General features: G+C 60.0%; 15 protein-coding genes. 6 read left to right on the top strand and 9 right to left on the bottom strand.

Features of this window, described 5'->3' with window-relative positions; translation table 11 throughout:
- On the top strand, window positions 1-731 hold a 731-nt coding region (locus tag AC1DF8_RS32315), incomplete at its 5' end, for a phosphatidylglycerol lysyltransferase domain-containing protein (protein ID WP_478156705.1).
- Window positions 728-2,110, top strand: coding sequence for a virulence factor family protein (locus AC1DF8_RS32310; RefSeq protein WP_478156703.1), 1,383 nt, complete (start codon window positions 728-730; stop codon window positions 2,108-2,110). The genes AC1DF8_RS32315 and AC1DF8_RS32310, both read left to right, overlap by 4 nt.
- Here the strand turns inward: AC1DF8_RS32310 and AC1DF8_RS32305 are convergent.
- The 6 genes from AC1DF8_RS32305 to ruvC form a co-directional block, all read right to left on the bottom strand.
- Window positions 2,107-2,670: a DinB family protein gene (locus AC1DF8_RS32305; RefSeq protein WP_113204176.1), complete on the bottom strand. Its 564-nt coding sequence runs from the start codon at window positions 2,668-2,670 to the stop codon at window positions 2,107-2,109. The two genes, AC1DF8_RS32310 and AC1DF8_RS32305, sit on opposite strands and share 4 nt — an antisense overlap.
- A 49-nt stretch (window positions 2,671-2,719) precedes the next feature.
- Entirely contained in the window at window positions 2,720-3,232 is a 513-nt protein-coding gene (locus tag AC1DF8_RS32300; RefSeq protein ID WP_112546088.1) for an NUDIX hydrolase, read from the bottom strand.
- Window positions 3,233-3,236: 4 nt separating this feature from the next.
- Complete coding sequence (locus AC1DF8_RS32295; RefSeq protein WP_113212023.1) at window positions 3,237-4,139, bottom strand: metallophosphoesterase; 903 nt, start codon at window positions 4,137-4,139, stop codon at window positions 3,237-3,239.
- A complete protein-coding gene (ruvB, locus tag AC1DF8_RS32290; RefSeq protein ID WP_478156700.1) occupies window positions 4,140-5,177 on the bottom strand; it encodes a Holliday junction branch migration DNA helicase RuvB in 1,038 nt (345 codons plus the stop codon). It lies immediately after the preceding gene.
- 70 nt (window positions 5,178-5,247) lie between these two features.
- Window positions 5,248-5,862: a Holliday junction branch migration protein RuvA gene (ruvA, locus tag AC1DF8_RS32285; RefSeq protein WP_037103812.1), complete on the bottom strand. Its 615-nt coding sequence runs from the start codon at window positions 5,860-5,862 to the stop codon at window positions 5,248-5,250.
- Between the two features lie 12 nt (window positions 5,863-5,874).
- Complete coding sequence (gene ruvC / locus AC1DF8_RS32280; protein ID WP_112546085.1) at window positions 5,875-6,402, bottom strand: crossover junction endodeoxyribonuclease RuvC; 528 nt, start codon at window positions 6,400-6,402, stop codon at window positions 5,875-5,877.
- A gap of 244 nt (window positions 6,403-6,646) precedes the next feature.
- Here ruvC and AC1DF8_RS32275 point away from each other — a divergent pair, with 244 nt between their 5' ends.
- The 3 genes from AC1DF8_RS32275 (at window position 6,647) to AC1DF8_RS32265 (ending at window position 10,565) form a co-directional block, all read left to right on the top strand.
- Window positions 6,647-8,962, top strand: a complete 2,316-nt coding sequence (locus AC1DF8_RS32275; protein WP_478156697.1) for a methyl-accepting chemotaxis protein — start codon at window positions 6,647-6,649, stop codon at window positions 8,960-8,962.
- A gap of 7 nt (window positions 8,963-8,969) precedes the next feature.
- On the top strand, window positions 8,970-9,464 hold the full coding sequence (locus tag AC1DF8_RS32270; protein WP_478156695.1) for a GNAT family N-acetyltransferase: 495 nt from the start codon (window positions 8,970-8,972) through the stop codon (window positions 9,462-9,464).
- 99 nt (window positions 9,465-9,563) lie between these two features.
- Complete coding sequence (locus AC1DF8_RS32265) at window positions 9,564-10,565, top strand: LLM class flavin-dependent oxidoreductase (RefSeq protein WP_113209395.1); 1,002 nt, start codon at window positions 9,564-9,566, stop codon at window positions 10,563-10,565.
- Between the two features lie 71 nt (window positions 10,566-10,636).
- Here the strand turns inward: AC1DF8_RS32265 and AC1DF8_RS32260 are convergent, their stop codons facing one another.
- A complete protein-coding gene (locus AC1DF8_RS32260) occupies window positions 10,637-11,383 on the bottom strand; it encodes a YebC/PmpR family DNA-binding transcriptional regulator (RefSeq protein ID WP_112546081.1) in 747 nt (248 codons plus the stop codon).
- A 173-nt stretch (window positions 11,384-11,556) separates the two neighbouring features.
- Between AC1DF8_RS32260 and AC1DF8_RS32255 the strand changes: the two genes are divergently transcribed.
- Window positions 11,557-12,060: a pyridoxamine 5'-phosphate oxidase family protein gene (locus AC1DF8_RS32255; RefSeq protein ID WP_112972058.1), complete on the top strand. Its 504-nt coding sequence runs from the start codon at window positions 11,557-11,559 to the stop codon at window positions 12,058-12,060.
- 35 nt (window positions 12,061-12,095) lie between these two features.
- Here the strand turns inward: AC1DF8_RS32255 and AC1DF8_RS32250 are convergent, their stop codons facing one another.
- Together AC1DF8_RS32250 and AC1DF8_RS32245 are read right to left on the bottom strand one after the other, a co-directional pair.
- Window positions 12,096-12,941, bottom strand: coding sequence for an MBL fold metallo-hydrolase (locus AC1DF8_RS32250; RefSeq protein WP_478156692.1), 846 nt, complete (start codon window positions 12,939-12,941; stop codon window positions 12,096-12,098).
- Window positions 12,942-13,036: 95 nt separating this feature from the next.
- Complete coding sequence (locus AC1DF8_RS32245; protein ID WP_007827096.1) at window positions 13,037-13,861, bottom strand: TIGR00282 family metallophosphoesterase; 825 nt, start codon at window positions 13,859-13,861, stop codon at window positions 13,037-13,039.
- Window positions 13,862-13,863 lie beyond the last annotated feature (2 nt).

The raw sequence follows: 13,863 nt of genomic DNA, 5'->3' as shown, positions 1-13,863 counted from the left end.
CGGCGCTGCTTTCGCATTGCGCCGATGCCGGCTTGCGCGCCTTCAAGCTGGGTGAACTGGCGGTTGCTGATCTGCGCACCTTCGAAATGAAGGGCGGCAAATGGGCGAACCTGCGCCAGACCGCAAGCCGCGCCCAGCGCGACGGGCTGGAATTCGCCGTTATTGAGCCAGTTGATATCCCTGCCGTCATCGACGATCTGTCGGCCGTTTCCAACGCGTGGCTCGAACACCACAATGCCAAGGAGAAAGGTTTCTCGCTCGGTGCCTTCGATCCTGATTATGTGATGTCTCAACCGGTCGGCGTTCTCAAGAAGGACGGCCGAATCGTTGCCTTTGCCAATATCCTGGTCACCGCGGCGAGAGAGGAGGGCACGATCGACCTGATGCGCTTCTCGCCCGATGCGCCGAAAGGGGCAATGGACTTCCTGTTCGTGCAGATCATGGAGTATCTGCGCGCTCAGGGCTTTACGCATTTTAACCTTGGCATGGCGCCTCTCTCCGGCATGTCGAAACGGGAGGTAGCGCCTGTCTGGGACCGTATCGGCGGTACGGTCTTCGAACACGGCGAGCGCTTCTACAACTTCAAGGGGCTTCGTGCCTTCAAATCCAAGTTTCATCCGCACTGGCAACCGCGCTATCTTGCGGTGTCCGGAGGGGGCAATCCGATGATCGCATTGATGGATGCGACATTGCTGATTGGCGGCGGATTGAAAGGGGTAGTGAGAAAATGATGAAAAAATACCTGTTTGCTGCGGCATGCGTCAGCATGTTCGCGGCCGCACCGTCTTATGCTGCGGACGAGACCACCCAGAGCTTCGAGACGGGGCTTATTCCTTCGCCGCACATCTTCCTGCCGCAGGGCGAGGTAAAGGGCGCGGTCTTTCTGATTTCCGATGCCGCCGGCTGGGGTAACAGTGAAAAGACTGAGGCAGACCGTCTGGTTTCGCAGGGTTCCGTCGTCATCGGCGTCGATTTCCCGTCCTATATGGAAGCGCTGAACCGCTATGACGTCAGCCTTAACGACGGCTGCATCTACACGGTTTCCGATATTGAATCGCTTAGCCAGCAGGTACAACGCGCCGCAGGCAACAGCCCCTATCACCTGCCGATCGTCGCCGGCATTGGCGAGGGCGGTGCGCTGGCGCTCGCCATTGCCGCACAGACGCCCGATGCAACGATCGGCCAGACATTTGTCGTCGACCCGCATGCCGGCATTCCGTTGAGCAAGGAACTCTGCACACCGGCCCAGAAAAAGGTCGTCGGTGATCGCAGCGTCTATGGACTGACCGATGGTAGCCTGCCGGATCCGATCATCGCCACGTTCACGCCTGCTGCCGACAAGGATGGCCGTGCTCATGTGGAGGATCTGAAAAAGGCGCATGATGCGATCGAAATCCGTGACTCCACTGACGATGCACAAACCGTCTTTGCCGATACGCTCGATGATCTGGTGACGGCTTCGGGTGCCTTCGACAATCCGCTCGGCCTGCCACTTGCGGTTCTCGAGGCCAAGCCGAACCTTGATACGATGGCCGTTATCTATTCCGGCGACGGCGGTTGGCGTGACATCGACAAGGAAGTCGGGGGCATGCTGCAGAAGGAGGGGATTCCCGTCGTCGGCATCGACTCGCTGCGCTATTTCTGGACGGAGCGCAAACCGCAGGAAACGGCCGACGATCTCTCGCGCATCATCGAATTCTACCGCAAGCAATGGAAGGTCAAGCACGTCCTGCTGATCGGCTATTCCTTCGGCGCGGATATCGTGCCAGCCACTTATCAGCTTCTGAAACCCGAGGAGAAGAGGGCGGTAGCGCAGATTTCGCTTCTGTCTCTGTCGCACCAGGTCGATTACGTCATTTCCGTCATGGGCTGGCTCGGTCAGAAGACAGAAGGGGCCGGCGGCGATCCCATCAAGGATCTCAAGGGCGCCAATCCGAAACTCGTCCAATGCATCTACGGCAAGGATGACGACGACGACGTGGCCTGCCCGGCTGTCAAGGATGTCGGCGGCGAGGTGATCGAACTGCCTGGCGATCACCATTTTGACGAAAATTACGATCTTCTGACCAAGACGATCATCGATGGCCTGAAGGCGCGCCTCAAGGGCTAACGCATCAGCATCTGTTCACTCCAGCCGAGGGCGGCAACTTCGCCGCCCCGGAACCTCGCGTCGTCGTCGACGATGAATTCGTCGAGCTGCGGCGGAGCGACGCTGCTGCCTGCCAGCATGGCATGTACCTGTCCGCGATGGTGCGTCTGATGTTGAAAGAGGTGGCTCAGCACATCCTCCATGCGTTCTCGCTGAACGCGTCCGTCGCGCTGAAGCTCCACCGTCGAGGCAAGCCTCTCGGGTGTCAACCCTTCGCAGATTGCAACAAGGCGCCGGTCGACCTTCGCCTGCTCTGTGGAGAGCGATGGCAGGTCATCGAAGGGTTCTTCAATGTCGAAGGCGCGAAGGCCGAGGGTTCCCCCTTCCAGCCCATCGACATAGAACCAGTCGACTGTGAGCGTGTGGTTCAGCGTCGATTTGATCGACGGGAAAAAGCTTGTGCGCGTGGCTTCGAATTCGCCGGGTTCAAGGGTCGCGCAGGCGGCAAGAAGCCGGCTGTTTGCCAGGGCATTGTTGTAGGCGAGCTTTCGAAACATGCGGCAGGGGTCGAAACTCGACATCGCATCTCCTCCTTGAAGCGCTTCCGGTTTTCCGAAAACACGAAGTGCTCTAATCCTTGTCATCGAGATCGCCGTCGCGCCACACCAGATGACGAGGCGAGGCGGGCAGGTTTTCGATCTCGCCCGCGATGAAATAGGGCGGAATATCGAGCGCGGTCAGACCTTGGAACGTTGCGGGCACCCATTTGAATTCCAGATGATTGTCGCCATCCTCCACCCGATGAATAATCTCATGCGTACGGAAGGGAAATTCCCGCGGGATTTCCATGAGATAGTAGAATCCGAGCTCATGCCAGTCACGGCCCTCGTAATGGAAGAAATTCTCGACGGTCCAGAGGAGACGACCGACGGTCACTTCGACGCCGAGTTCCTCCATCATCTCCCGCTTCAGCGTTTCCTCAGAGGTTTCTCCGATCTCGGCGCGGCCGCCGGGAAAGGTCCAGAAAGGTTCGTGAACGGCGCGATGGACAAGGACGTGTCCATCGCGAAATCCGAGCCCGGCGATCCGGTAGTTGAAGCGCTGGCTGCCTGCATTGAGGCGAACGACAGTTCTCTTGGCCATGATATTATCCGAGGTCAATGACCACTATCTCCGGCGGAATGCCGAAGCGCACCGGCGCAACGGAGCAGCCGAGCCCGCCGGAAACGATGATGTTTCGACCATCCTCCACAATATGGCCATAGGCATAACGATCGCCGTAACGTGAGGGCACGACCGGTGAATAACCAAGAAGACGGATCTGCCCTCCATGCGTGTGGCCAGACAGAGTGAGCGATACCCGGTCGGGCACACGTGGAAATATGTCGGGCTCGTGGGCCAGCAGGATAACGGGCGCGTTGTCGGAAATCTGTGCGAGCGTTCCGTCGAGATCGTCGAGCCCCTGCATCCGGCTGCGGCCCCATTTCCTGCCAGGCAGGAGCGCCAGTTGATCCTCCAGACCCGCCAGCCAGAAGGCGTGCCCTTCCTTTTCCAGCCTGGCGGCACGATTGCTGTAGACGGGGATGCCTGCGTCGGCCAGTGCTCTATGTCCGAACGTATCGCCTCCGCCATTCTTCTGCGCGGTCCTGTCTTCCCACCAATCGTGGTTGCCCATGATCGCATGCACGCCGAGCGGGGCCTTGAGCGTAGCCAGCGCCTTCGACCACTCACTGGAATGGACGTAGCGCGTCACCATGTTCATGCCAGCCGCGTAGTCACCGAGCAGGAGCGTGATATCGCCGCCAAGCTCGTTAGCATGGGCGCAAATCGACGCGATGCGGGCGGCAGACATCCAGGGTTCGCAGGCATGGAGATCGGCAAGCGCGACGAGCCGCAGCTTTAGGCCCGGCGTCCATCCTGGCGGGGTAAGCGTATAACGGGAAATCGCCGGCCGGGCCAGCGGTTCATAGGCGAATGCATATCCGCCGAGTGCCATGAGGCTGGCGACGCCGCCACCCATCAGTTTGAGAAAGCCGCGCCGGCTGATCAATCAATTGTCCTCCCGGAACAGCCCGAATTGCGCAGCCTCCATGTCCTTTGGCGGCTGCATGCCGAGATGTTTCCACGCGATTGCGGTCAGAACGCGGCCACGCGGCGTGCGCTGTATGAAACCCTGTTGGATCATGTAGGGCTCGATGATGTCCTCGATCGCATCACGCGGCTCGGAGAGACCGGCCGCAATGGTTTCGATGCCGACCGGGCCGCCGCCGAAATTGACGGCGATCATGTTGAGGTAGCGCTTGTCGAGCTGGTCGAGACCCATATTGTCGACCAGCAGGCGGGTCAGTGCCTCATCGGCGATCTCGCGGGTGACAGCTTCGGCCCCTGCGACTTCGGCAAAGTCGCGCACGCGGCGGAGCAGGCGGCCGGCGATGCGCGGTGTCCCGCGCGCACGCCTTGCGATTTCGCGGGCGCCGTCATCGGTCATGCCAAGGCCCATCAGACGGGCGCCGCGGCGGACAATCAGTTCCAGCTCCTCCACCGTATAGAAGGAGAGACGCACAGGTATGCCGAAACGGTCGCGCAGCGGTGTCGTCAGCAGACCAAGGCGAGTGGTGGCGGCAACGAGCGTGAATTTCGACAGGTCGATCTTGACCGAGCGGGCGGCGGGGCCTTCGCCGATGATGAGGTCGAGCTGGAAATCTTCCATCGCGGGATAAAGGATTTCCTCGACCGCGGGGTTGAGGCGATGGATTTCGTCGATGAAGAGCACGTCACGCTCTTCGAGATTGGTCAGCAATGCGGCGAGGTCGCCGGCCTTGGCGATAACCGGGCCGGAGGTCGAGCGGAAATTGACGCCGAGTTCCTTCGCCATGATCTGCGCCAGTGTCGTCTTGCCGAGGCCGGGCGGGCCGACGAAGAGAACATGGTCCAGCGCTTCGCCGCGGTTTTTGGCCGCTTCGATGAAGATCTTGAGATTGGCGCGTGCCTCCGCCTGGCCGGTAAACTCGTCCAGAGACTGCGGACGCAGCGTTGTATCCAGGTCTTCGCCACGCTTTTCCGGCGCTATCAGGCGGGCATCAGTCATTGAGTATTTCCGTTAGAAGCTTGCTCAAGTCCATACACCAAGCGGCCCGCATTGACACCCCGCGAGGCCATCAGCGGGAGAGTTCCCGCAGGCCGAGGCGGATCAGCTTGGCGCTATCGGCATCCTCTCCGGCCGTCTTCATGGCGGCGGCAACCGCATTGGCTGCCTGATCACGGGAATAGCCAAGATTGGTCAGGGCCGAAACGGCATCGGCAACGGGGGCTGCGGCCACGCCTTCGCCGATCTCCTGCTTGAGACCGATATTGATCGCCTCGCCGGCAAAGGCGGGCGCCTTGTTCTTGAGTTCGGTGACGATGCGGATCGCGACCTTGGGTCCGACGCCCTGAGCACGCGAAACGGCGGTCTTGTCCTGCAGGGCTATGGCATTGGCAAGCTCTGGCGGCGTGAGCGTCGAAAGTACGGCGAGCGCCACTTTCGCGCCGACGCCCTGCACGCTCTGGAGCAGGTTGAACCATTCGCGTTCGAGCTGGGTCTGGAAGCCGAAGAGCTTCAACTGATCTTCACGTACATAGGTCTCGATAAAAAGCACGCAGGCCTCTCCGACGGAGCCGAGTTTCGAGAGCGTGCGTGCCGAGCAAAAGGCGACGTAACAGACGCCGTGCACATCGACGAGCACATAGTCATCGCCGATCTCGTCTATGGTGCCCTTCAGCTTGCCGATCATGATCTTGTTCCGTCAGGGATGAGTTGCAGAAGCGCTGGCGACCGCCTGGCGCATGCGGTTTGCACCGCGGTGATGAGCATGGCAGATCGCAATCGCCAATGCGTCGGCGGCGTCATTGCCCTTGAATTCGGCCTTCGGCATCAAGATCTTCAGCATCATGTGGATCTGCTGCTTCTCGCCGTGACCGACGCCGATGACGGTCTTCTTGACGGCGTTCGGCGCATATTCCGACACCGGCAGACCGGCACGGGCCGGCACCAGCATGGCGATGCCACGTGCCTGGCCGAGCTTCAGCGTGGCGACGGCGTCCTTGTTGACGAAGGTCTGTTCGACGGCAGCCTCTTCCGGCTTGTAGGAATGGACAACGTCGGCAAGCCCATCATGCAGCTGGCAGAGCCGCGAAGCCAGGTCCATGTCGCCATCCGAGGTGACGGTTCCCGAGGCAACGAAGCGCAGCGAATTGCCGAGCGTATCGATGATGCCCCATCCGGTGCGGCGAAGACCGGGATCAATACCGATGATGCGAATCGTGTTTTGCATGGCTCACCCTATAGCGACGGCTGAATAAGTGCCATCGATATGTGAACAAAGCGAAAACATGGCGTGTTTTCAGGCGGCATTTACCGCGAATTAAACCGGATGCACGAATTCTGATCCATCAAATGTGAGAGGGGCCGACTTTTGCAAAGCTTAAGGCCTCCGATGGTCTGTTTGCAGTTCAACCGGCGGGTGATATCTCGACGATACACCCGCCGGCGGCGCCGTTCCGGAAGGGTTCTTTTTCATGGCTCAGAGATTTCAGTCCCTGTCCTTCAAGGTGATAGCCACCTTCATCCTGCTGACCACGCTTTCGGTCGCTGTGATCAATATCCTCGCCTATTTCGCCAGCAGCCGCGTTTCCGACGAGCAGGCGCTGAAGGCCAAGGAGAGCGTACTGATTTTCCGCGGCGATATGCTGCAGGATCAGCTTGTGCAGCTCGAGAACCAGGCGACCTCCATTGCGCGCATCGAAGCGCTGCAGATGGCGATCACTAGCCTGAAGAGCGGCTGGAAGACGATCGAGAAAAGCTCGGGCGATGCCCGCGGGGAGCTGAAGAAAGTCTTTATCACCAACAACCCGAACCCGGCCGACCAGCGCGAAAGGCTTACCAAGCCGGAGGGGCCGAGCGGTTTCTATTATTCGAACCATGAAAAGACGCAGAGCGAAGTGGCGCGCGATCTCGCCGACACGGCGTTCAGCGACCTCCTGATCGTCGATCTCGATGGTACTGTGCTCTATTCCTACAAGAAGAATGACGATTTTGCGGAAAACCTGAAGTCGGATGCCTGGAAGTCGACCGGTGCAGGTATCGCCTATGCCAGGGCGATCGAGAATACCGCAAAGGCCACCGATGATTCTGCGCCGACGGCCTTCTCCGGTCTGCGCGTCGACGCAGTAAGCGGCAAGTCGGCGATCTTCTATGCGGTGCCGATCGTCAAGCTCGGCCAGGCGAAGGGATTGATGCTCTTCAAGGTACGCGACGATGTCGTCACTGGCATCCTCGCGAAGGGTATCGTGTCAGGCAGTACGGCGCAGGCGGCGATCATTTCGGCTGACGGTTCGGCCGTTGGTCTCAATGCATCCGGCCGGCTAGCGACGCTCGATACCGCGCCGTTCACCTTCATCAAGGATGCGCTTGCGAGCTCGGTTATGACAGTCGCAGACTTCGATCGCACCGATGGAACAGCACGCGCCTATGTGCGCGGCGTCGACTATCGCGGCGATCGTTTCCTCGTCGTCGAAAGCGTGCTGCTCAGCGAATTGAACGCTGGCTCGATCGAGATCGCCACGCTGCTGACCTGGATCGGCATCGGCGTTCTCGTTGTCATGGCTATTGCCACGGGGCTCATCACCAACTTGCTGTTCTCACCACTTGCCCGTCTTGCCGGCGTGACCAGCGAGGTCGCTGACGGCAAGCTCGAAGTCGAGATTGGCAGCCAGAGCCGCAAGGACGAGATCGGCACGATGGCGAAGGCGCTTGCTCGTTTCAAGCAGTCGCTGATCGAAGGCCGCCAGCTCGAAGCTGCGAGCGAGCAAACGCGCATGCGGGCCGAAAGCGAGCGCCAACAGAATCTGGCCCAGCGCGAGGCGGAGGCCCGCAGTCTGCAGGATGTCGTCACGGCACTCGACGAGGGGCTTCATCATCTGGCAAGCGGCGATCTCGCCTACCAGATCGAAACCCGCTTCCCGAGCGAGCTCGAAAGCCTGCGCGTGAACTTCAACGAGGCGCTGGCGACGCTCAACGAAACGATGACGGCGATCGGCGGCAATTCCATGGCCGTCCGAGCCGGCTCCGAAGAGATGCGCACCGGGGCCGATGAGCTGGCCGGTCGCACGGAGCGCCAGGCAGGCTCGATCACCGAGACGGCAAACGCGATCAGCGCCATCACACAGTCTGTGCGCGTGCAGATCGAGCGCGCCGAGCAGGCGGCGCGCATCGCCCGCGATGCCAAGAAGGAGACGGTCGGCTCCAGCCAGATCATGCGCGAGACGATTGCGGCGATGGAAGCGATCCAGGCGTCTTCACGGCAGATCAACACCATCATTTCCGTCATCGACGATATCGCCTTCCAGACCAATCTGCTGGCACTGAATGCCGGAGTCGAGGCGGCACGCGCCGGCGAAAGCGGCAAGGGTTTTGCGGTCGTCGCCATGGAAGTACGCGAGTTGGCGCAACGCTCTTCGAGCGCTGCCAAGGAAATCTCCAGCCTGTTGCAGAAATCCACGCATGAGGTTGAAAGCGGCGTGGCGCTCGTCGAGAGGGCCGGCGTTGCGCTCGCGGGCATCGGTGGTCATGTCGAATCCATCGACGGCCAGATCAACGAAATCATGGAATCCACCCGTGAAGAGGCCGATACCCTACGGCAGATCAACAGTTCGGTCGCCGAGCTCGATTCCATGACCCAGCAGAATGCGGCGATGGTCGAGGAAACAACGGCTGCAATCCATCGCCTGGCAACCGAGGCCGTGGAGATGGACCGCCAGCTCGGCAACTTTACGCTTGGCGAAGGATATCAGCAGCACGGCACCGACACGCATCTGCAGCGCAAGCGGGCCTGATCGTACCATGCTGATCCGGCTTGAAAAACTCGAGGATGCGGATGCCATTCATGAGCTGACCTGGGTGGCGTTCGAACCGATGCCCTACAGCAATAATACCGAAGCGCAAATCATCCGGGATCTTCGTGCATCGGGTGATCTCACATTATCTCTCGTCGCCGAAGAAGGCGGGCAGATCATCGGCCACGTCGCCGTCTCGCCGATCACAATCGGTGACATCAAGGACGGATGGTATGGGCTCGGGCCGATTTCGGTAAAGCCGGAGCGGCAGCGGCAGGGGATTGGCAGAGAGTTGATCCTGAAAGGGCTCGATCTCCTGAGAGAGCGTCATGCAGCAGGCTGCGCGCTGATCGGCAATCCTGCAGTCTATCGGGGTGTCGGTTTCGAGAGCGATGGAAGGTTGACCTATGGCGATCTTGATACGCGCTACGTCCAGCGGATCGTCTTCAGTGGATCGCCACCATCAGGTGCGCTGAAATTCTCTCCGGCTTTCGGCGAATGACGGATAGTTTTCGCGGCAGCTTTTATTGGCGCTGCGATTTGGAATAGAGCCACGGCGAACCTACATAGACCGCACCCCATCTTTGCGCGGCAGGTTTCCATGGTTCCCTTTTCCATTCTCGATCTTTCCCCCGTGGCAGACGGCACGACCATCGGCCAATCCTTTGCGGCGTCGAAGCGCATGGCACAGAAGGCGGAGGACTTCGGCTATACGCGCTTCTGGATGGCCGAACATCACGGCATGCCCGGCGTCGCGAGTGCTGCAACCTCGGTCATTCTCGGGCAGATCGGTGCTGTGACGAAGACCATTCGCATCGGTTCAGGCGGCGTCATGCTGCCGAACCATGCGCCGCTCGTCATTGCCGAACAGTTCGGTACGCTGGAAGCGTTGTTTCCCGGCCGCGTTGATCTCGGCCTCGGCCGCGCGCCGGGAACGGACATGCGCACGGCGCAGGCGCTGCGGCGCAACCTCGACGCCGGTGCAAACAGTTTTCCCAATGATGTCGTGGAGCTACAGCAGCTTCTCGGTACACCGATCGAAAACCAGGCGATCCTTGCCGTGCCTGGCAACGATTCACACATCCCGATCTGGCTGCTCGGCTCCAGCCTCTACAGCGCCCAGCTCGCGGCCATGCTAGGCCTCCCTTTCGCCTTTGCTTCGCATTTTGCGCCTGACATGCTTCTTGATGCCATCGCGATCTATCGCGACCGGTTCCAGCCCTCGTCGGAACTCGACAAGCCCTATGTGATGGTCGGCGTCATGGGCGCTGTTTCCGAGACGGACGAGGAAGCGCGGTACCACTTCACCTCTGCGCAGCAGCAATTCGTCAATCTCAGGCGCAATGTGCGTGGTCCTTTCCCGCGGCCGGTCAAAGACATGGACGCCTTCTGGTCGCCGATGGAAAAGATGAATGTGGAACACACATTGCGCTACGCCGTCGTCGGCTCGCCAGCCACGGCAGAGGCCCAGCTCAATGAATTCCTCAAGGAAACGCAAGCGGACGAGGTCATCATCTCCATGCCGATCCATGATATTGAGGCGCGTTTGAAATCGGTGGAGCTCTTTGCCGGGCTCGGCAATTTCATGCGGGCCGCAGCCTAGACGCCAGGGCATCCTTGCAAACAAAAACCCGGCGGAATGGCCGGGTTTTCGATTCCATATCCTGGATGGCCTTAAGCTGAGAGCTTGGCCAGAACTTCTTCCGAGACTTCGAAGTTCGAGTAGACATTCTGCACGTCATCGTCATCTTCCAGCGAGTCGATGAGCTTCAGAAGGGACTGGGCCCTTTCTTCATCGACTGGCACATTGTTCTGGGCGCGCCAGATGGCCTTTACAGTCTCGGCTTCACCGAGCGAGGCTTCTAGCGCCTTGGCGACTTCGCCGAGGGCTTCGAAGCCGGTCGTGATGTAATGGCCGTCCTCGTCCGTCTCGACATCGTCGGCGCCGGCTTCGATTGCGGCTTCCATGACCTTGTCGGCATCGCCCGCGGACAGCTTGTAAGTGATCTCGCCGACATGATCGAAGGAGAAGGAAACCGACCCGGTTTCGCCGAGTGCGCCGCCGGCCTTGGTGAAGACCGAGCGAACGTTGGAGGCGGTGCGGTTGCGGTTGTCGGTCAGTGCCTCGACGATGATCGCCGTGCCGCCCGGGCCGTAGCCCTCATAACGGACTTCGTCATAGTTCTCGGTATCGGCGCCGGATGCCTTCTTGATGGCGCGATCGATATTGTCCTTCGGCATCGACTGGGCCTTGGCGTTCTGGATCGCCAGGCGCAGGCGGGCGTTCATTGTCGGGTCGGGCAGGCCGGCCTTGGCGGCAACGGTGATTTCGCGCGCGAGCTTGGAGAACATTTTCGACCGCACGGAATCCTGACGGCCCTTGCGGTGCATGATGTTTTTAAACTGTGAATGGCCAGCCATGGCACCCCTGTTCACGTCTCATTGTTCGGAATGGGCCGCGTTATAAGATCGGAAAGGGCGATATTCAAGGAAAAAGCAGTCTTTCACTCCGGCGAAGCCGGTGCGGCTCGCGCCGGAACAAAGCCGGGGAGATGACGTTTTCAACCGACAACGCCAGCAGGAAAGGAACGGCTATGGCAAGCTTCAGCGAAGCCCGTGAACAACCGGCACGTCAGCTCTGGGATCAGATCAACGACATCCACGCCGGCATGCTCGGCCTTTCAGGCGTCGACATGCACATGCAGCCGATGGCACCCAACGTTGATCCGACCACCAATACGATCTGGTTTTATACCAAGACGGATGCCGAACTGGTGCGGATGATCAAACCGGGCAGCCGCGCGCATTTCTGCGTCATCGGCAAGAACCACGATTATCATGCCTGCCTGTCGGGGGTCATCGACGTGCGTCCCGATCCTGCGAAAATCGAGGAATTCTGGAACTCCGTCGTGGCCGCCTGGTATGAAGGGGGCAAGAAGGATCCGAAGCTGACGATGCTGTCCATGCATGTCGATGATGCCGAGATCTGGGTTTCGACCGGCAGCAAGCTGAAATTCGGCTGGGAAATTGCCAAGGCCAATTTCGACGAGGAGAAGATGCCTGACGTCGGCATCAAGCGGCATCTCCAATTTGCGTGAGATAAGGGGAAGGCCCGAGCACGATCCGGGCCTTTTTACTGCACGTCCTTCATCACGTAGATCAGGGGCTTTTTCGGCAGCGTGCGCAGCGAAACTGTAATGATGTTGTCGGGCGCGTAATTGACGTCGAATCCCGTGCCGAACATCGAGATGAAGGCATTGACCGGCGGGCCGCGACGATGCATCGGCAGGATCAGCGACGAGCGCAGCCGCTTGATGACGCGGCTCATGCTATCGGCTCCCATGGTCAGACCACCATCGACCGGCACCATGACCACGTCGAGCCGGCCGATTTCCGTATAGTGAGTATCGGTCAGTTCGTAATGCAGATGGCCGAGGTGGCCGATACAGAGGCCGGCGATTTCGAAGATGAAGATCGAATTGCCGTCCAGCTGTGATCCGCCCAACCCATAGCTGAAACGGATATCCGTCGTCACATTGCGGATATAGGCGTCACCGACGACGAGGCTGATCCTGGCTTTTTCGCCGGGGATGTCGCTCCACCCGTGCAGCACGTGCTTGATGCCGGGATCCGGCGTCAAGGTGAAATGCGTCGAGTGCGCCTTGTTCATGGTGACGATGTCGGGTGTGACGGCCGGCCTGTACCAACCATTGTAGTCCGTGGCGATGACAATGCCGCCGGGAGTCTCGATTTCGAAGGTTGAATGGCCGAGATAGGTGAACTTGACATCTTCACCCTCGGTAACTGCATGGATTACCGGCGCCACGCCGGAGAAACTCGCGAAAGTGGCCTCGGGAATATTCTGAGCGATTGCCTGGCACTGGCTGACCGGTCCTCGATCTTGCTGGGCTGCGGCAAGGTTAGGCACGGTGAAAATTGCAAGACATGCGATAGCGAGGACAAGACAACGCGGCTTCATGCCACCCCTCCGGCGCTTTCACGACGCCGAGAGGATGCGGCATGCTGTCACACTGGTCCAGACGGGATAAGCTCACAATTGCGTGTTGCGAGGCGCTAGCGCCAGAATTCGGGGATCGTTTCGGCAAGCCGCGGACCAAGGCGCAGCGGAGCGATCTTTTCCGCAAGCCCCGTCGCGTCCGAGATTTCCACGCCGACGCCGCAGATGGTGGCGGGACCAGTGGCGGCTTCCATGCGGCCCTTCGGCATCTTGGAGATGAAGCGGTTCAGCGGCTCTTCCTTGTCCATGCCGAGCGAGGAGTCGTAATCGCCGCACATTCCGGCATCAGACATATAGGCAGTGCCACCGTTCAGGATCTGTGCGTCGGCGGTCGGCACATGGGTATGAGTGCCGACGACGAAGCTGGCACGGCCGTCGACGAAATGGCCGAAGCACTGCTTTTCGCTTGTCGCCTCCGCATGAAAATCGAAGATGATGGCGTCGGCCTGCTCTTTCAGCGGGCAGGCAGCGAGGATCGTTTCTGCCGCCTTGAAGGGATCGTCAAGCTCGGGATGCATGAAGACGCGTCCCATGATGTTGGCGACGAGCACGCGCGCGCCGTTGCGCGCATAAAAAAGGCCGGAACCGCGGCCGGGCGTACCCTGCGGGTAGTTCGCCGGACGCAGGAACTGGTCATGGCGGCCCGCGAATGCAACGGCATCCTTCTGGTCCCAGACGTGATTGCCGGTTGTCACCACATCGGCGCCGGCATTGATCGTTTCCAAAAAGATGTCTTCGGTGATGCCGAAGCCGCCAGCGGCGTTTTCGCCGTTGACGATGACGAAGTCCAGCTTCAGGTCGGACACCAGACCGGGCAGACGATCCCAGACCGCCGTGCGTCCCGTCTTGCCGACCATGTCACCCAGAAATAGCAGTCGCATTC

The sequence above is a fragment of the Rhizobium sp. 05N49 genome (assembly GCF_056396805.1).
The sequence above is the reverse complement of the archived record's forward strand: the minus strand, read 5'-3'. Positions and strand labels throughout refer to the sequence as shown.